12 protein-coding genes and 1 pseudogene are annotated in these 18,066 nt (G+C 46.9%); 11 read left to right on the top strand and 2 right to left on the bottom strand.

The window, feature by feature from the left end; translation table 11 throughout:
- Positions 1-179 precede the first annotated feature (179 nt).
- From arcC to PTW35_RS25005, 4 genes are all read left to right on the top strand, one after another.
- Positions 180-1,094 (top strand): carbamate kinase, encoded by a 915-nt coding sequence (arcC, locus tag PTW35_RS25020; protein WP_281027941.1) that lies wholly within the window; start codon positions 180-182, stop codon positions 1,092-1,094.
- 8 nt (positions 1,095-1,102) lie between these two features.
- Positions 1,103-1,717, top strand: a complete 615-nt coding sequence (locus PTW35_RS25015; protein WP_281027939.1) for a TetR/AcrR family transcriptional regulator — start codon at positions 1,103-1,105, stop codon at positions 1,715-1,717.
- Positions 1,718-2,002: 285 nt separating this feature from the next.
- Positions 2,003-3,049 carry a putrescine carbamoyltransferase gene (gene ptcA, locus PTW35_RS25010; RefSeq protein WP_281027938.1) on the top strand — a complete coding sequence of 349 codons (1,047 nt, stop codon included), beginning with the start codon at positions 2,003-2,005 and terminating at the stop codon, positions 3,047-3,049.
- Positions 3,050-3,201: 152 nt separating this feature from the next.
- Positions 3,202-3,759, top strand: a complete 558-nt coding sequence (locus PTW35_RS25005; RefSeq protein ID WP_281027937.1) for an NAD/FAD-utilizing enzyme — start codon at positions 3,202-3,204, stop codon at positions 3,757-3,759.
- A 115-nt stretch (positions 3,760-3,874) separates the two neighbouring features.
- On the opposite strand, the gene PTW35_RS25000 is transcribed toward PTW35_RS25005, so the two are convergent.
- Positions 3,875-6,331 carry a glycoside hydrolase family 2 protein gene (locus PTW35_RS25000; protein ID WP_281027936.1) on the bottom strand — a complete coding sequence of 819 codons (2,457 nt, stop codon included), beginning with the start codon at positions 6,329-6,331 and terminating at the stop codon, positions 3,875-3,877.
- 380 nt (positions 6,332-6,711) lie between these two features.
- Here PTW35_RS25000 and PTW35_RS24995 point away from each other — a divergent pair, with 380 nt between their 5' ends.
- The 3 genes from PTW35_RS24995 (at position 6,712) to PTW35_RS24985 (ending at position 9,980) form a co-directional block, all read left to right on the top strand.
- The gene (locus tag PTW35_RS24995) at positions 6,712-7,776 is read left to right on the top strand and encodes a porin (RefSeq protein ID WP_281027935.1); all 1,065 of its coding nucleotides are present in this window, start codon (positions 6,712-6,714) and stop codon (positions 7,774-7,776) included.
- 217 nt (positions 7,777-7,993) lie between these two features.
- Positions 7,994-8,785, top strand: coding sequence for a MurR/RpiR family transcriptional regulator (locus PTW35_RS24990; protein WP_281027934.1), 792 nt, complete (start codon positions 7,994-7,996; stop codon positions 8,783-8,785).
- A 301-nt stretch (positions 8,786-9,086) separates the two neighbouring features.
- Positions 9,087-9,980 carry an ROK family protein gene (locus PTW35_RS24985; protein ID WP_281027933.1) on the top strand — a complete coding sequence of 298 codons (894 nt, stop codon included), beginning with the start codon at positions 9,087-9,089 and terminating at the stop codon, positions 9,978-9,980.
- A gap of 99 nt (positions 9,981-10,079) precedes the next feature.
- On the opposite strand, the gene PTW35_RS24980 is transcribed toward PTW35_RS24985, so the two are convergent.
- A complete protein-coding gene (locus PTW35_RS24980; protein WP_281027932.1) occupies positions 10,080-10,985 on the bottom strand; it encodes an AraC family transcriptional regulator in 906 nt (301 codons plus the stop codon).
- Between the two features lie 279 nt (positions 10,986-11,264).
- On the opposite strand from PTW35_RS24980, the pseudogene PTW35_RS24975 reads away from it, so the two are divergent.
- From PTW35_RS24975 to PTW35_RS24960, 4 genes and pseudogenes are all read left to right on the top strand, one after another.
- Positions 11,265-12,704: pseudogene (locus tag PTW35_RS24975) on the top strand (fructose-specific PTS transporter subunit EIIC); the annotation flags it as partial.
- Positions 12,705-12,791: 87 nt separating this feature from the next.
- Positions 12,792-13,229, top strand: a complete 438-nt coding sequence (locus PTW35_RS24970; protein WP_281029143.1) for a PTS sugar transporter subunit IIA — start codon at positions 12,792-12,794, stop codon at positions 13,227-13,229.
- 22 nt (positions 13,230-13,251) lie between these two features.
- On the top strand, positions 13,252-15,909 hold the full coding sequence (locus PTW35_RS24965; protein WP_281027931.1) for a glycoside hydrolase family 38 C-terminal domain-containing protein: 2,658 nt from the start codon (positions 13,252-13,254) through the stop codon (positions 15,907-15,909).
- An 88-nt stretch (positions 15,910-15,997) separates the two neighbouring features.
- Complete coding sequence (locus PTW35_RS24960) at positions 15,998-17,968, top strand: family 20 glycosylhydrolase (protein WP_281027930.1); 1,971 nt, start codon at positions 15,998-16,000, stop codon at positions 17,966-17,968.
- Positions 17,969-18,066 lie beyond the last annotated feature (98 nt).

Below are 18,066 nucleotides of genomic sequence, written 5' to 3'. Positions count from 1 at the left end.
TATTAGAATCACTTATCGGAGAACATTAATATATGGAAGCCAAAGGCGTGACTCCGACCATAATAAAAATATGGTAATAGAGCGAGGGTGAGAAAATTGATTCTAATCAAATAATGCTGATTATCATTAGCGCTAGATTAATTAACAGCTTCTTGATAATAGATAAGGTGGAATGCGGTATGAAAAATGACAAACCCATTATCGTGGTCGCTGTCGGTGGAAATGCATTGCTACAACGAGGCGAGCAAATGAGCTATGAGAATCAAGCCAACAATATTGATATTGCCTCTGCAGCGTTAGCCAAATTAAGTGAAGACTATAAAGTTGTTATCGTACACGGTAACGGTCCACAAGTTGGATTACTAGCATTACAGAATTTAGCTTATACCGATGCCCCTCCTTATCCGCTTGATGTGTTAGGCGCAGAAACACAAGGGATGATTGGTTATATGATGATGCAGGGTTTGAGGAAATATATGCCCAGCAGAAAGGTGAGTACCATCGTGACCCAAATAGCGGTCGATAAAAATGATCCTGCTTTTAGGGATCCCAATAAATTTATTGGGCCGGTTTATGATAAAGAAACCGCGCTGGCGAAATCGACGCAATACGGCTGGCAAATCAAACCGGACGGCGAGTACTGGCGGCGGGTGGTTGCTTCGCCATTCCCCAAGGGAATTGTTGAAATTGATAGTATACGCACATTACTCAATGCCGGTCATACCGTAATATGTTGCGGAGGTGGCGGTTGCCCGGTGATTGACAATGAAGGTGAGATCAATGGGGTGGAAGCCGTGATAGACAAGGACTTTTCTGCCGCAACCCTGGCCAAGCAACTGAGTGCAGAGCACTTTCTTATTCTAACTGATGGCGAGTATGTATGCGTGGACTGGGGGAAACCCACTGAGCAGCCCCTCTATGACGTATCCGTCGATCAAATACAGCAATATACCTTTGCCGCCGGTTCAATGGCCCCTAAGGTTGCAGCCTGTTGTGACTTTGCCAGCCATACATCAGGAATTGGGCATATCGGTTCATTACACAAAGCTTCAGAAATTATGGCAAGTCGTTCTGGTACACATATACACGGATAGGTTATTTAATGCGAAAAGAGTCGACAGAGAAAAGACTTGAGAGGATCCATTCAGCAGCAATTCGTTTGGCATCACAACGGGAGGTGAACGCCATTTCTATTTATGATGTGGCCAAGGAAGCGGCGATCGCAGCATCAACGGTTTACCATCATTACCCGAATATAGAAGCATTGATCTGCGAGTTGATGAACTCGGTATTTGATGACTTTGAAAGAGTGCTGGATAACGCGGTTGTGGCTGAGAATGTCCATCATTGGTCAGATATCAATAGAATGATAGAGCAGAGCTTTGTCGATTATTATCGTTTGGCACCACTGGCCCAGCACACTTTACTGGGGCAGCATACCTATTCATCGGTCAGGCACGCGGATGCCCAAAATGACTTGGTACTGGGAAAGAAAGTCGAACAGATTTACCGGCGGTATTTTACGCTTCCTGAATTGCCAACAGACGTCAATATATTTGCCATAGCCTTGCAGGTTGCTGATAAGGTCTACTCGATGAATTACCGGGAAAATGGCGATATTGCTCCGGAAATGGCGCGAGAGGCGATTGTGATCACCGAAGCCTATTTGGGAACGTATTTGCCCAAGCAATTGCCAAGGGCGATAACGCTTAATTAAGATAAATTTTTATTCACTGAATTGAAAAACCACTGCAGTCAATATTGCAGTGGGTTTTTATTGTCTGGAATAAAGATTAAAAAAGAATATCGAAAATTGAACTGGTAAAAATATAATTGATGTGACTTGTGTCAATGTAGATATTCAACTAAAAATAACTATCCCGATTAGTGATTCTAATTTTAGAATCCATTGTTCTTTTTCTAGATACTGATTTCAACCAAGCAAGACACCACATCGTGATTGCTGGATGAATATATTAACTCTGGTAAAAAGGATACGAAAATGAGACTTCCATCTTCTAGTGCAACCGAACTAAACAAACCAAACCTGCGCCATTTTCTGAAAACTCAGGATTTTACCAAGCAAGAACTTGAAGATATTTTAGAGCTGATGGCGATGCTGAAGCAGGCGCGCCGAGACAACGCCGTTCCTCAGCTGTTTAAGGGGAAATCCGTGGCGATGATTTTCGAGCAGCCTTCTACCCGTACCCGGGTGTCTTTCGAAACCGCAGCGACAATTTTGGGGGGCCATGCGCTGTTCCTATCGCCTAAGGATATCCACCTGGGGGCGAAAGAGTCTCTGGAAGATACCGGCCGGGTTCTGTCACGCATGGTGGATGTGATCATGGCCCGCGTTGATGAGCATGATACGGTGGCCGGGCTTGCGAAAAACGCCAGCGTACCAGTTATCAATGGCCTGTGTGATTGGTTGCACCCAACCCAAATCATGGCTGATCTGTTCACCATGAAAGAGCACTTACCAGAAGGCAAAGCGCTGAGTGATTTGACAGTCGCTTTCGTGGGCGATGCGACCAATGTGGCGTCTTCGCTGATGTTTGCCTGCACCAAGTTTGGTATGACCTTCAAGCATATCTGCCCTGAGCGCTTTAAAGCGCCGCAGAAGTGGGTTGATATTGCACTGGGTAACTGTGAGATGTCAGGTGGTAAGTTGGTGATCACTGACAATACCGATGAAGTGGCGGGTTGCGACATTATCGTCGCGGATAGCTTCTACTGGTTCGGTCAGGAAGATGAGAAAGAAATCCGTTTGTCCACTTTCATCCCGGAATACGTGGTGACAGAAGACATGATGGCGAAGGCCGGACCAAATGCCATGTTCATGCACTGCCTACCGGCCAATGACCAGCGCGAGTGTACCCGCGGTGTTATGGAAGCGGATAATTCGCTGATTTTCGATGAAGCCGAAAACCGTCTAACCGCACAGATGGCGCTGTTGGTCTACTTCACCCATAAGGACATGACCATTCCAACCCCTGAGACGGAAGCGGCCCACAAAGAGAAAATTGATCATTTCCTCTCTACCCTATAATTCCCCTGCCCAAAAAAGAAAAGCAGCCCGGTATCTTATCGGGCTGTTTTGTTTTTATCCATCAGGCAGCAACCGTTAAAACCCTCACGAATGTGAAAGATGGTTTAAAATTTAATGACAAACCCGTCGAATCGAAATGTCAGGAGGCCACCATGGTAAGGGTCTTTTACATTAGCGATGACTTAGACGACCTAGAGCTGGTGGAATATGAGTTAGAGCTGAGCGGCCTCGGCCCGTCACAGATCCACGTGCTCACCGACAATGATGCCGAGGTTGCCAGCCATCATCATCTTCATCCCGTGAAATCCTTTATGCGCAATGATGTCATACATTCTACCGAGATTGGAGCCGTTATCGGTGTCGTAGTTGCGGCGTTGGTGCTGTTCTTTGCCTATGTAACCGGAGTGGCCGAAAGCGTAGGCTGGTTGCCCTTTATCATGCTGGCGATCGTCATGATGGGGTTTATTACTTGGGAAGGGGGGCTGTTTGGCTTCCAGGAGCTGCATTATCAATTCCGGCGCTTCAAGCAGGTGCTTAAATCGGGTCGCCATGTGTTGATGGTGGATATTGAGCCGGAGCAAGAGATCATGGTGGCGAATGTGACCCTGGCTCACGATAAGCTCAAACCGGCGGGAACAGGCAAAGCGCCGCCCCGTTGGTTGGTTGCCTTCCACAACCGTTGGGACCGGATGATGCATAGCCTGCCGTAAAATGTAGTTTGCTCGTGATGATGACCAAAGCCGTCACATGTGCCGGCTTTGGCTTTATCCCTGTAGTCCTGCAATTGCCGTCACCATGAAGCGAGCAGGGCTATGTCATCGGTTACTAGTAAGTGCCGCGCAGATCGTAGATTGTGATCCCCGCTAGTAAGGCATCAGCGGAGGCATCACCCAGGTATTTCACTTTACGTTTTGAGCCGCAAATTGAGGCCGGGAGAAGCGTGAAGCTCGAGTCATCAAAACGGCCTTCACCATCAAACTCAATGTGGACAAAATGAGCCGGTTTATCACAATCGAGCTCAATGTAGAGCGCACCGCCTTCGTTAAGAACTTGCCACTGAATGTGACTTTTCTCTATGGCTGAGTGTTTGAACAGTGCCGGATAGAATGTGTTTTCAAGCACTAGCTCTTGGTTACTTAGCTCGACATGCAGGAAGTAGTCAGCTTGATCGTCAGTTTTCTCCAACGAGATCGACCAAGGTTGAGCGACGCCGTCTGCAGCCAGTACCGTTTCAATCGGCCAGGACTGAACAACGGTCCCATCCCAACCTATTTTTTTTACTTCCCCGGCCAGCGAAACTGAATGGTGCTGGTCGTTGATGAGATGCAGTGTGGCGACACCATCTTCTGCGATGAAAGTTGCTAGCTGCGGGGCAAAAAAGCGTTTGGCATGGTAGTGCAGCTGCTTCCAGCGACCGGTGTACTCAATGCTCGACCAGGAGCTGACAGGCCAGCAATCATTTAGTTGCCAGTACAAAATACCTCGGCAATGATCCTTATAGGCTCTCCAGAACTCACTGGCTGTTTTGATTGCCAGTGCTTGCTGAACCTGACTGAGGTAAAGCATATTTTCGAAGCTGTTGGGGAACCGAAAATAACGGGTAAACATTTCGGTGATGATACTGTTACCGCGACCATTTTTCTGGTGCTGCTCAAATGTTGGTGATGTGACATTCCAGTCATTTTCCTCGGCATAGGTTTTCACCGTTGGCAGAGATGGCCAGGACTGGTAACCGAATTCAGAGCAAAATCTCGGTTTTACACTGTAGTAGGCATCGAGAGATTTCCCCGAATGCCATACATCCCAGAAGTGCATGTCGCCACTATCGTCATCGTGCCAGGCATCACCAAAGTCGAGCTCGCCGTTGCACGGTGAACTGGCCCAAAAACGCCGGGTTGGATCCTCCTTTTCAACGACTTGGGCAAGCATGTAATTTAGTCGGTCATAGTTGACGACATACTTTTCACGGTTTGTTTTTGACTCTGGATACCAATTGATGGCCCCAATGACTTCATTGTCACCGCACCACAGTGCAAGGCTGGGATGGTCGGATAAGCGGCGTACTTGATCGATCACTTCTTGCTCGACGTCGTTCATAAACTCTTTGGTTGACGGATAAAGCGCGCAGGCAAACATGAGATCCTGCCAGACCATTAGCCCCAGCTCATCACAGAGTTCATAAAAGATATCGTGCTCGTACATGCCGCCACCCCACACCCGGATCATGTTCATGTTTGCGGCTTTGGCGTCTTCTAGCAGGCGGCGATAGTTTTCAGGAGTATGCGAAGAAGGCAGGGCATCGAGTGGGATCCAGTTGGCCCCTTTGGCCATGATGGCCTTATCGTTGACGACAAAAGTCATCGCGCTACCAATGTTGTCTGCAGAAGTATCTAGCTCTAGTTTACGTAAGCCAATTTTTTTGCAGATTTGATGTTGGTTCAGTGTCACATTGAGGGGGTATAGATAGGCCTCACCATAGCCTGCAGGCCACCAGCGCTCAGGGTTAGTGACCTTTATAGTCAAGCGTGTGCTTTGTGCACCCAACTGATTCATATCCACCGAGAGTTGGTGAATGTGGTTGTCAAATTCAACCTTGAGCGTACTTGGGGCGTGGCTACATGCTGTGACGTCATAATCGATGTTGATGTCAAGATCACAGCTGCCGTCTTCTTGCCAGTTCTGTATTGTGTGTACCCGCTTCAGACGGGTTTGATGAACAGGTATCAGTTCGATAGGTTGATATACGCCACTGACCAGAAGACAAATCCCCCAGTCCCAGCCAGCATGGCACTGGGTTTTTCGAAGTGTATTCATATGGGGAATTTGGTTATTGCCTACAGCCCATGGGACAGGAAATGGCAGTCGTTTGGCGCGTTCAGCCGCTTCGATGTCAGCGCGCTTTAGCACAATTTGAATTTGGTTTATGCCAAGTTGGAGGTAAGGAAGAATATTGACACGGTAACGCCTGAACATATTGCTACAGCTCAGCACGTGGTGGCCGTTAATTATGAAGTCAGCAAGGGTATCCACAAATTCTAGTTTTAAGTCTATGGATTGGGCGTTGAGGAAATCAGCGTCAAGGTGAAAATCCCTTTCGAGGTGCCACTCGCTTTCACCAACCCACTGAACGTTTCGCTCATTACAGCCGAGATAGGGGTTCTCAAGGTGATCAGCGGCTATGAGCGCTGAGTGTATGTCACCCGGTAGTTTACAGGAAATATCGATATCAGGGTGCTGTGGTGATGTCAGCGTCCAATTGCCATTAAGTAACAAGGTGGGCACGAGAACTCCTTAGGTGAGTATTTAATTTGTTTTTTAAATGGTGAATATCATATTAAATGTCTGACGCAGCTTAAAGTAGAGAAAAGTTCAATATACTGGATAAACGTATAATCTTAATTTTCTAATATATGATAAATTTGATTAATTAAATTTTCTTATTAAGTTTTCGTTCAGAAATATGAAGAAGATCATATTTTCAAGTGCATTGGTTCTTTGTGCTATGAAACATATAAATATCCAATATTCAGTAAACCCACCTGTCGATATTATTCAGCTGTCTGCTAAGTATGATTATTAACTTTAAATTAACATCTTTAAGCCGGTAACTGTTTGCCAGCCTTGCTTAGCTCGCTTATTTATTTGTTCGAATAGGATCTGTTATGAAACTCAAGTATTGTACTGCAATGTGTGTTGCAGCCTTACTGTCCTCTGTAGCTACAGCAAATGACGATATTGAATTGTACGGCCAAATTGCAATTTCTATGTATAGTTATGCCGAAGAAGGTAAAGATACAGTAAATCGTTTGGATAATGAATCTCGAATCGGTTTTCGTGGGGCTAAAGAGTTGGCGCGTGCACCGACCCTGATATGGCAAATCGAAGGAAATAATGTCGGTTCCGGGGAAAATAGTGGTGACGGTCAACTGGGGTTACGTGATACGTACGGTGGCTTCGAGGATGAGAGTTGGGGACGTGTCCGGTTTGGTCGCTTCCTTACACCGGCATATGCGATTATTGATTGGCCGTACTCAAATCCGGGGCTAGGGAATGTGTTTGACTGGGGCGATGATATTGCAGGTGGGGCCTATTATGATCGCCAGTCTGATCAAATTAGCTGGGATAGCCCTAGCTGGAATGGCTTTACAATGACCTTGGCAACTGGCCGCGGTAACAACCTGGAAAACTCAAGTAGCAATTTCTATGGAGCGTCGGCACATTACCGAACGGGTCCTTTGCAGCTTCATGCGGGCTACGAATATGGGACCGATCGCTTAGTTGAGCTGGAAGATGAGGCAACCGGCTCACTCATGACGGCCAACTCTGACTACGAAACATATATTGCGGGATTTGAGCTCTATTTCGATAATGGTATTGGCTTATTTGGTGCGTATAAAGTGATGTCAGCGGAATACGCAGATTATAATAACGGCACAGCTGAAGTGGGTTCGATTGAAGGGCTCATAGGTAAGAAGCAAGATCAGACCTCATACTCCATAGGTGCTTTGTATGATATTGGCCATTGGCAGTTCAAGGTTGGTTACTCTGCGAACAGTGATTTAGAAATTGATAACCGCAAGGTTAGCGGAACCGCGGACAATGTGCTTTCAGGCCAGGCAATTTACTTCCTCGATGATCCTGCATTGTTATACTTCCGAGTGAAAACGATGGAAATTAACGAGTCAGATATTACAGAAGTTCGTCTAGGCGTCGAGTATTACTTCTAACTGGTGCTGATTTACCTGTTCTCAGTATTACCAAGAGAAGGTGAAAACAGCCCTTTTGGTTGATGGGGTTGAGTTGTTAACAAAGCTAACGGTTGCCGGTGTTGGCAACCGTTGATAGTCTGGCGAAACGGTGTACCGCATTGAAATGAAATTATTTTCATTGTAGATTGTCTTTTGTTTTCAGTGATTGGCTGTGAAAGACCTAAAGCGGATAGATATGATTAAAGATTTCAGGCTGTTATTTGAGTATGCCCGTCTCAAATTTACGAATACTGATCAAAAAATTGCGGACTACTTTCTTGCTCTCAACCCGACTAAGAACATCGAAGAACTCGCTGCAGAAATCGGGGTGTCTACAGCGTCTATTACGCGTTTCTGTAAGAAACTAGGACTGAATAATTTTAAAGAATTTCTTTATTTATATCAAAATCAGTTGGACTCCGAAAACCCAGAGTTTACTGAAACACGCACATTGCAAAATGAGTATTTTGAAATGCTGCAGCAGTTTGATCAGTGCCTGATTCAGGATGATATTGATGTCTTTTGCGAGCTAATCCATAAGCACAGGGTTATCTATGTTTTTGGCTTGGGCTACAGCGCTTTTGCTGCTCATGATCTTAAATTTAGATTAACGCGCTTGGGAAAATGTGTCGAGATTGTGCATGACAATGATTCGATTGAGATGATCAGCTCGATCATCGGCGAAGGCGAATTGGTGCTGTTGCTTTCACTGAAAGGCAATAATAACAGAATGGTCCAGTCTGCGAAGCGAATGAAAGAGAAAGGGGTGAAGTTGTTATGTATCACTGCCAATGAGAGCTCTCGATTACTCGATTATGCGGATAACACATTGCTAACAGTATCGCTTAAAGGTGAGGAATCCACTGGGATGATATCGGGACAGTTACCAATGCTTATTGCCTTTGATCACATTTATTTTCGTTATGTATCTCTTTATCGTGATTCGATTCAAAAATGGGTGAGAACTGAGCAAAGCTTCGAAGAGTAATGATTGAAGTGGAGTATTAGTTTCCCTTCGGTTCAATTGTCTCTTCAATTTCCAATTTAATTGGTAGAAGAGATATATTGAATAAAAAAGTTAAGTACTTCAATATTGAAAGGCACAATAAATAAGGCGTGTGTTAATTCATCGTTGCTTTACTTATTGTTGCTTGTCTTTTGCTAACAATTATCTGTGCTAATTAATTTAAAGGCCAGGCATCTTTGTTGGCCTCTTTTTTATTACCTATGTGATATGAAATGACATGGGCGATCTGTCTTTCACTGAAAACAATTTATGAGATTAAGCTATGTTAATGGGTTTTGATATAGGTGGAACAAAAATAGAAGTACAGGTGCTATCCGATAATGGTGAGGTGTTATATAAATCACGTCAGCCGACGCCAGATAATTATGAATCTTTTATCAACAAAATCCATGAAATGGTAATGGGTGTCGAAAGTGAGCTGGGGCATTTCAACGCGATTGGTATTGGGTTACCTGGCGCCGTCTGCCCGATCACCGGGAAGATGAAAAATGCCAACTGTACGTTTCTTAATGGTCGAGATGTGGTTGCTGATTTGTCTGCTGCCACTGGCAAAGCTGTCAAGATTGCCAATGATGCTAACTGTTTTGCCTTGTCCGAAGCTGTCGATGGTGCCGGGGCTGGTGGTAGCGTGGTGTTTGGAGCGATCGTGGGTACCGGTTGTGGCGGTGGCATTGTAGTTAACCAGAGCATTGTTACCGGTGCCAATGCCATATCCGGTGAGTGGGGGCATAATCCGTTACCGGGATATTGTCCTGATGTGGATGGGGATATTGGCCACTGTTATTGTGGCAGGCGCAATTGTATTGAACAGTATATCTCAGGGACTGGGTTCGCTGCGCAGTATAATCACAAGTATCGGGCCGATCTCAATGCCAAGCAAATTATGGCACTGGTTGAAGCCGGTGACGAACAGGCGGTGGCTGCCTATCAGCTGCTCATAGACCAAATGGCGAGAAGCTTAGCTTCTGTCTGCAATATACTGGATCCGGACGTCATTGTACTGGGGGGCGGTATGTCCAACATTGAACGTCTTTATCATGATCTGCCCGCTGCTATCCGTCGCTATATTTTCTCTGATGATCCTAAAGTGACGCTTAGAAGTGCCCTTTATGGCGATAGTAGCGGGGTACGCGGCGCTGCCTGGTTAACCAAGTAGCCCGCCAATCCATGTCCAGATGACTCCCTCTGTAACAAGAGGGAGGAACGGCTGCCAAGTTTTTTTGGCGCTAGGTTGATGCAATTCATCGGCCCCTCCCTAGGCTGCAAGGCCTGCCCTGAACTGTGACGGTGTTACGCCTGTCTTCTGCTTGAAGAGTCGGCAGAAATAGTTACTGTCGGAAAAACCGCATAGTTTGGAAATTTGTTTGACTCTATGGTGGTTTAGTTCGAGCAAACGTTGGGCATTTTCCATCCGCTTGTGGCAGAGGTAATCCTTAAAGCTTGTTTTTCCCTGGTGCTGAAAGATATGCGACAGGTAGTTTGGCGAGATATGGAATATTCTTGCGACCTCTTCTCGACTCAATGTCTGATCATAATTTTCATCAATGTACTTCGTTATTTTGTGAAACAATTCTTCCTGACGACTAGGAAGCTTATCCGGCGCATTTTCCATTATCATAAGGTGGCTCAATAGAGAGCGGATTACCAGACTGATTGTATGGGAGTCAGCATTGGTATTTACCAGTTCTTGTAAAACTTGAATTAGCCCATTTCCAATTATCTGATGGCGTCGAACAGAGGGGCGCTTATGGACTTCTGAAAAGTCATTACCACTCCAGCTATGCAGGCTAAATTCGACCTTATGGGGGGCGATATCTAGGCGCAGTAGCGTTGCTGCTTCTCCCCATAGGGGTTGACTCCATCCCATATTGGGGATGTACAAGACGTCACCGGTATTAAATTGATGGTGTCGGCTGTGATGCTCGCCGGTTGAGTAATGAATGTTGATGCTGCCCGCTAAAACGATATCGATACGTGGCATGTCAAGTTGCCATGCGTTGGCCGGTGGGGTGTGGCTTGCCTCTGCCAGATTAACAGAGTTTATAGCGTGATGTTGTTCAACGAGTTGGGACAAGTGATGAGAGATCGGATCAGGGTGACAGTTTTGGCCAATGTCCTGATGCTGTTCGGCAAATTTTGGTGAAAGCAGATTCAAGCTCATTATTCGTGTCTTCTTTGTTGTTTCAATGGACCAACTGGGTGAAAAAATTTTCAGTCAGGTTGTGAAAATTTTTTCAGTGTTTTTATGTTTTATGGCTGGCATTGCATGTTGTTATCGCATATCTGCCGTGTTGGCGTCGTCTTTCAAGCATAATGCCAGTATTTTAATGAAAAAATTTACCGTTATTCGGAAAATGCGGGTTTGATCTCATAATTTATCTGAAAATATTTACATAATGGCGACCGAATTGACTTAGTAAGGTTTATGGAGCTTCATTTAATGACAATTAATGTAGTCGCGGTAACTGGGTGTGCAGCTGGAATCGCTCACACTTATATGGCCGCCCGAGCGTTGGAAGATGCGGGTAAAGAGCATGGTTTTAACATTAAGGTTGAAACTAATGGCTCTATCGGTGCTGAGAACGTTCTGACAGAAGATGATATTGCCAAGGCCGATGTCGTGGTGCTTGCTTCTGATATCGAGGTAGATAAAGCCCGTTTTGCGGGTAAGAAAATATATGTCACTCGACCAAAAGTAGCGATGAAAGATGCTAAAGCCCTAGTGGATTTGGCGATGAAAGAAGGTACAGTGTTTGGCGGAAAGGGTACTGAGGTCGGTAACATAACGTTAGGCAAGACCTCTGAGAATGGCTTTATCCAGCATGTCATGAGCGGTATTTCCTACATGGTGCCCATGGTTATCTCGGCGGGTCTGCTGCTAGCGATTGCCAATGTATTCGCTTTCCAGCGCGATGACTTAGGTCGCCTAGTGGCATGGGGTTTTGACCAAAGCACATTTTTAGGCGACTTGATGTTCCACTTGTTTAAAGTTGGCCAAGTCGGCTTCCTGTTGATGATTCCTCTTTTTGCCGGCTTTGTTGCTAACTCGATTGCCTCTAAACCAGCGATTGCCCCTGCAATGATCGGTGCGTATATTGCCAACGACGCTGGTTTTCTAGGAACGGATACAGGGGGCGGCTTCCTGTCCGCCATCTTGGTTGCGTTTCTAGTCGGCTATATGGTGCGTTATCTGAAAATGGTTCCTTGGCCAAAGATTTGCAAGCCATTGCTGCCGATCATGATTATTCCCCTGATTGCCACTTTCCTGATCACGGTTATTGTGAAATATATGATCGGCACACCAATAGCCCTTGGGATGAGTTCGCTCTATGAGTGGTTGACTTGGATGACAACGACCTATGCTTCGTCAACCTTCATTATCGGTGCAATCATTGGTGCAATGATAGGTTTTGACTTCGGCGGTCCAGTCAACAAAACAGCCCTGATTTTTGGTACCGCGGTATGGACTGATACGGTTGCTAAGTATGGTATTGAAGGAGCAAACTTTGTGCCTGGTACTGCAGCACAGGCGGCTATCTCTGTTGCACCTCTAGGTATTTTCCTTGCTTCTAAGCTATTTAAAAACAAGTTTACTGCGACAGAGAAAGTCTCTGCTGACTCCGCGTTCGGTATGGGCATTGTTGGTGTAACCGAGGGTGCCATACCTTTCGCAGCAGCACATCCAGTACAAATGATCACTGCCAGTGTGGCGGGCTCGGCATTGGCTGGCGGTTTGGTTGGATTCTTTGATGTTAAGTTCTATGGTGGTATTGGTTCACCACTGGGTACGTTTGTCGGTTATATTGAACAGCCAATTCCATTTGTTACCTGGATTTTATGTACGATGTCCGGTATTACGCTGACGGCTTTGATCATTGGCCTCTGGCGTAAGCCTGTAACGTCCATCGACGCCAATGCCAGTGAAGGCTCGACGATTGCTAGCCTGGGGGCTGCCGTTGAGAGAGATGTGTTCAAGCCGGAACACGTATTGCACGATACAACCTCTAAATCAAAAGATGAGGCGATTGCCTTTATTGCCAAAGAAGCACACAAGCTGGGTTACGTTTCATCGGAAAAAGAATATGCCAAAGGCTTGAGAGCTCGTGAGAAACAGTCAAGCACAGGCTTTAAAGACGGCATGGCTATCCCGCACTGCAAAACGAAAGCAGCCAAAAATGCCGGTTTGTTTGTAGTTCGCTTCAGCCACCCTATCGATTGGGAAACCATGGATGACCAACCGGTCAAAACGGCTGTCGCATTGAGCATCCCAGCTGAGGGTGATGAAAAGAGTGTTGAAATTCTGACTAAGCTGACTCGCAGCATGATGAATGATCAGTTCAGAGAAACCCTAAGTCACAAAGACAGCAAAGAAGTTGATTTAACAATTGCTGCAGCAATTGCTTAATAGGGTGGGATCGAACTGAGTTATGCAAAAAGTATTTCACGTTATTCCGCATACCCATTGGGACTATGAGTGGTATTTTTCAGCACATGAATCGTTGATCCAGCTGGTGTACCACATGGAAGAGGTTATGTCAGCGCTTGAGACAGGCGCTAATGACACTTATTTACTTGATGGACAGCTGAGCATTGTAGAAGATTACCTCGAGCAGTGCCCTGAGCAGCTGGAGCGCTTGAGAGCCTTAGTCCAGCAGGGCAAGCTGATAATTGGACCTTGGTATACCCAAACGGATCAGCTGATTATCAGTGGTGAGTCTATCGTACGTAACTTGCAAACAGGTATTCGTCTGGCTGAAAAGCTAGGCCCTGTAATGGCGATCGGGTATGTACCGGATGCTTTTGGGCAGAGTATTGATATGCCCAAGATCTACCAGGGTGTCGGTATTGATAAAACAGTATTCTGGCGTGGCCTTTCCACCGAGGTCTGTAAGAGTCGGGAGTTTAACTGGCAGTGTGAAGACGGCAGCCAGGTACTGGGATACAACATCAAAAACGGCTATTTTGTTGGTTCTCATGTGATGTACTCGGATGATCCGACACCGCTGTGCCATCAGGCTGAAGAGGGCTCATTGGCTGCAAATATCGCGATTCCATTGGGGGGCGATCAGCGCTTTGTCGACAAGGCCCTGAAATCAAGATTGGATATAAGTAATGGGTTCAATGCTGATTATCGTTTGATAGAAAGTAGCTACGACAAGCTCTTTGCTGATCTCCAAGCAGAAAACCTTGAGCTGCCGACGATTAGCGGTGAGTTGATTGACGGCCAGGTGTCGAAGATCCACCGCTCTATATACTCATCCCGCTACGACCACAAATATCTCAACGATAAAGTGGAGCGACGTCTTTCATACCAGCTAGAGCCATTGATGGTGATGGCTGGTGGTCAGGGGATCGAGGCTAAACCGGCATTGTTGAACAATATCTGGAAAACAATCATGCGCAATCATGCCCACGATAGTGCAGGTGGTTGTAATACAGATAAAACTAATAAAATCATCCTGTCGCGCTTTGAGGAGGCGGATCAGATGTCAGGCTCTGCGGTTGACTACCTAGTCAGAAAGCTGGCCGAGTCACAGCCGACAGCAGAACAAGGCGGCATCGATGGGCGTGTAACGCTGTTTAACACCTTGCCATATGCACGAAATGCACTGATCAAGACGACGGTTTCCACATCGGCATCAAGCTTTACTCTGCTGGACTTGGAAGGGCGGCAGATCGAGGTTGATGTGTTGTCAACAAAACGCGTTTACCGCGGAAGCATTCAGCGTGATGAATCGATGAATGATCCTTCACTCTATTACTACCAGAGTGAGGTGGAATTCTATTATCCGTTGCCGGCGTCGGGACATACCAGCGTGCAGCTGGTTGAGCAAGAGGGTGAAGCCGCAGCCGAGGCTATCGCGTCGAATCAAGTCATGATTGAAAATGATGGTTATCGCCTGAGCTTTGAGCAGGGACAGTTTGTACTGTTGGACAAAGTGCAAAATCGCGTCTGGGAGAACTGTATTAACCTGATTGATATGGGCGATGACGGCGATACGTATGATTACTCGCCACCGGTGAATGATTGGTTGATCCAACTGGATTGGCGCGAAGCGACCATGAAGGCGGTTAAGCGAGGTCTCTCTGAGTCAATCGTTATCGACGGCGTGTGGTCATTGCCTGCTGATCTAGCTGAGCGTGCGAAGCAGCAATGCTCTGCATTACTGAGGTATGCCATTTGCCTTCGTCTGCAGCGTGCCGTCTCTGACTGTGAGTCGGTGCGCCCACTGACGATAGAGGCGACTTTTGACAATCAGGTAAAAGATCACCGTGTGCAACTGCTCCTGACCACACCGTTTGAAGCTAGCACCAACTGGTCTGATACTCCATTTGGCGTGGTTGAGCGTGAGAATGTGCCGAATCAGCTTCAGGACTGGCGCGAGCAGGGCTGGAAAGAGGAGCCTAGCCCGATTTATCCGATGCTACACCTCGCCAACATGCATGACCAAACCTGCGGCCTGACCGTATTTACCAAGGGCATTAAGGAATATGAAGTCAGAGCAAATAATCAAATTGCCTTGACCTTGTTCCGCTGCGTAGGGTGGCTAGGTAAACCTGATCTCACCCGCCGGCCGGGTATCGCTTCAGGCCAGCAGTTCAAGTATATCCCGACACCGGATAGCCAGTTGCTGGGTGAACTGCATTGTGAATGTGCGTTAGTGATTGAAGAAAACTTCGAGCCTGCGCGTCTACAAAAAGGATGGCAGGAATATGCGATTGAGCCATTGGTCTACCAGAATCAGTCGCTGAACCAGTTTACCAATACACTGAAGTACTTTGTCATGCATCCGTTGCCGTTACAGGTGGAAGAACACTGTAGGGGGATTGAGCTTATTGGCTCGAAACTTGTTGTCAGTGCGATAAAGCCGACCGAAGACGGCAGCGGTACGCTCGTTCGCCTTTACAACCCGAGTAGCGAGGTGGTGACTGGGGACGGGTATATCCAAACCTCTGCGGCACAGACCACTGTGACCGAAGTTAACCTTCTGGAGCAGCCTGTCGCGAACGCACAATCGTTCAATGGGCAATTTGAGCTTGGCCTATTCAAGCCAAAGCAGATCCGTAGCTTTGTCTTGAAGTAACACAGTGAAGTAAGGCTCTCCCAAGAGGGGCAGGCGTTTGCCTGCCCCTCTGCTTATAACTTTGATTATTCCTGAAAGAGACATTGGAATGCATCTAGATTTAAAACACCATTTGATTGCCAATGATGATGCTGGCAGTCGTTTGTCTGTCACCCTTAGTAACCAAAGTGACAGCCCCCTGGAAGATTGGCATCTCGAATTTAGTTGTATTCGTGGTATTACCTCTAACTCCCTAACATGCGGGAGTCTTGAACAGGTGGGTACTCTGTATCGACTTACTCCCCCTGAGCACTCACGGGTGCTGATGCCCGGACAACAGTTTTATGCCGAGTTCGAAGTTCCCCTCCCTCATATCACACTGCAAGGCCATGGTATAACGGAAGCGGCCGTGGTGGCTCAACAGCTCATGCACAGGGTGAATATGACACCACTGCAGTTTAGCGGTGGTATGCCGTTCCGCAAACAGGGCGTTGAATCGGATTTGGACGTCGAAACTAATGTTGGTCAAACAGCGGCGATTGCTATTATTCCTCAGCCAGCGCAATTAATGTTGCAGCCGGGAACTTTCACCCTTGATAGCCGCTGTCAGATAGAGCGGGGGACTGCGCTTGCCCAAACAGCCTCACAATGGCTTGAAGAAGAGTTGCGGCAGCGCCATCGTCTTGTCCTTGCCCAGAGCTGTGGCCCCATACGCAGTGGCGTAATTCGTTTTCAGTTGGACAATAAGTGCTGCGAGGGAAGCTATCAGCTCGATGTCAGAGCTGGCCGTATTCAGATACAAGCCGGTGAAGAGCGTGGCTTCTTTTCTGCTGTTGCCAGTTTGCTTCAGTTGATCCCGCTGCAAGCCGAAGGCAGAGAGTCATTTTTGTTGCCTGCTGTTGCAATTCAAGACACACCACGATTCGGGTATCGTGGCATGATGCTTGACTGTGTGCGCCACTTCCACCCAGTTAGCAAGGTTAAGCAAATTATTAACCAATTGGCGCGGCTCAAATTTAATGTATTCCACTGGCACCTCACCGATGACGAAGGTTGGCGGATTGAAATAAAGGCGTTTCCGGCATTGACGGACGTCGGTGCCTGGCGGGGGCCCAATACACAATTACCTGCTCAGTTTGGCCGCTTGACTGAACGCTATGGAGGATACTATTCGCAGCAGGATATCCGCGAAATGGTTGCCTACGCTGCAGCCCGTGGTATCACGGTTATCCCTGAAATTGACATTCCAGGCCATTCTCGAGCGGCAATAAAAGCCCTACCTGAACTGCTGTTCGATGATCAGGATCAGTCCCAATACACCAGTGTTCAGCACTTCAATGATAATGTGTTGTCACCGGGACTGGACGGTACCTACACTTTTCTGCGTACTGTGCTTGATGAAGTCTGCGAGCTGTTCCCGGCCCCCTTTGTCCATATTGGAGCGGATGAAGTGCCTGAGGGAGTATGGAGCAAGAGTCCTTGTTGCCAGCGGCTGATGTCGAAGCTGGGTTATTCCGACCCCAAGGAGCTCCAGGGCCACCTGTTGCGCTTTGTCGAGCAATACTTGGCCCATAAGGGGCGCAGGATGCTTGGCTGGGAGGAGGTTGTCCATGGTGACAAGGTCAGCTCGGAGACTGTGGTCTTTTCTTGGCAAAGTGAAAAAGCGGCGCTGGAATGTCTCGAGAAAGGCCACGACGTAGTCCTGCAGCCGGGTCGGGCTCTTTATCTCGATATGGTGCAAAGTAATTGTGTTGAAGAGCCAGGTCTGAACTGGGCGGGAATCCTTCCACTTGAGAAGGTCTACCATTACGATCCGCTAGCTAATGTACCACTAGACAAGCAAAACAGAGTGTTGGGTATACAGGCAGCATTGTGGTGTGAGACCGTGACGGACGAACAGACTCTTGATTACATGCTTTATCCTCGATTATTTGCTGCTGCCGAAGTGGCATGGTCTGAATCTCGTCAGTGGTATCACTTCAGGTCAAAGCTTAAAAACCATTTGGCCGAGTTAGATATCTTGGATATTGTTTATTGTCGTAGTGATATCGATGATGGAAAATATAGACTGGCAAGCTAATTATATTGTGGCTAATTGATTTGTCAGGTTGGCTTGAAGATAAAACTAGTGCCATATATGGCACTAGTTTTATTTAAGTGTTTTTGGTTGATTTGGAA

This window comes from Photobacterium sp. DA100 (assembly GCF_029223585.1).
Lineage (GTDB): Bacteria > Pseudomonadota > Gammaproteobacteria > Enterobacterales > Vibrionaceae > Photobacterium.
Note: the sequence above shows the minus strand (reverse complement) of the source record. Positions and strands in the feature narration are given on the sequence as shown.

Coding starts and splice junctions, on each gene's coding strand:
- arcC (WP_281027941.1), top strand. CDS start 180: ATGAAAAATGACAAACCCATTATCGTGGTCGCTGTCGGTGGAAATGCA.
- PTW35_RS25015 (WP_281027939.1), top strand. CDS start 1,103: ATGCGAAAAGAGTCGACAGAGAAAAGACTTGAGAGGATCCATTCAGCA.
- ptcA (WP_281027938.1), top strand. CDS start 2,003: ATGAGACTTCCATCTTCTAGTGCAACCGAACTAAACAAACCAAACCTG.
- PTW35_RS25005 (WP_281027937.1), top strand. CDS start 3,202: ATGGTAAGGGTCTTTTACATTAGCGATGACTTAGACGACCTAGAGCTG.
- PTW35_RS24995 (WP_281027935.1), top strand. CDS start 6,712: ATGAAACTCAAGTATTGTACTGCAATGTGTGTTGCAGCCTTACTGTCC.
- PTW35_RS24990 (WP_281027934.1), top strand. CDS start 7,994: ATGATTAAAGATTTCAGGCTGTTATTTGAGTATGCCCGTCTCAAATTT.
- PTW35_RS24985 (WP_281027933.1), top strand. CDS start 9,087: ATGTTAATGGGTTTTGATATAGGTGGAACAAAAATAGAAGTACAGGTG.
- PTW35_RS24980 (WP_281027932.1), bottom strand. CDS start 10,985: ATGAGCTTGAATCTGCTTTCACCAAAATTTGCCGAACAGCATCAGGAC.
- PTW35_RS24965 (WP_281027931.1), top strand. CDS start 13,252: ATGCAAAAAGTATTTCACGTTATTCCGCATACCCATTGGGACTATGAG.
- PTW35_RS24960 (WP_281027930.1), top strand. CDS start 15,998: ATGCATCTAGATTTAAAACACCATTTGATTGCCAATGATGATGCTGGC.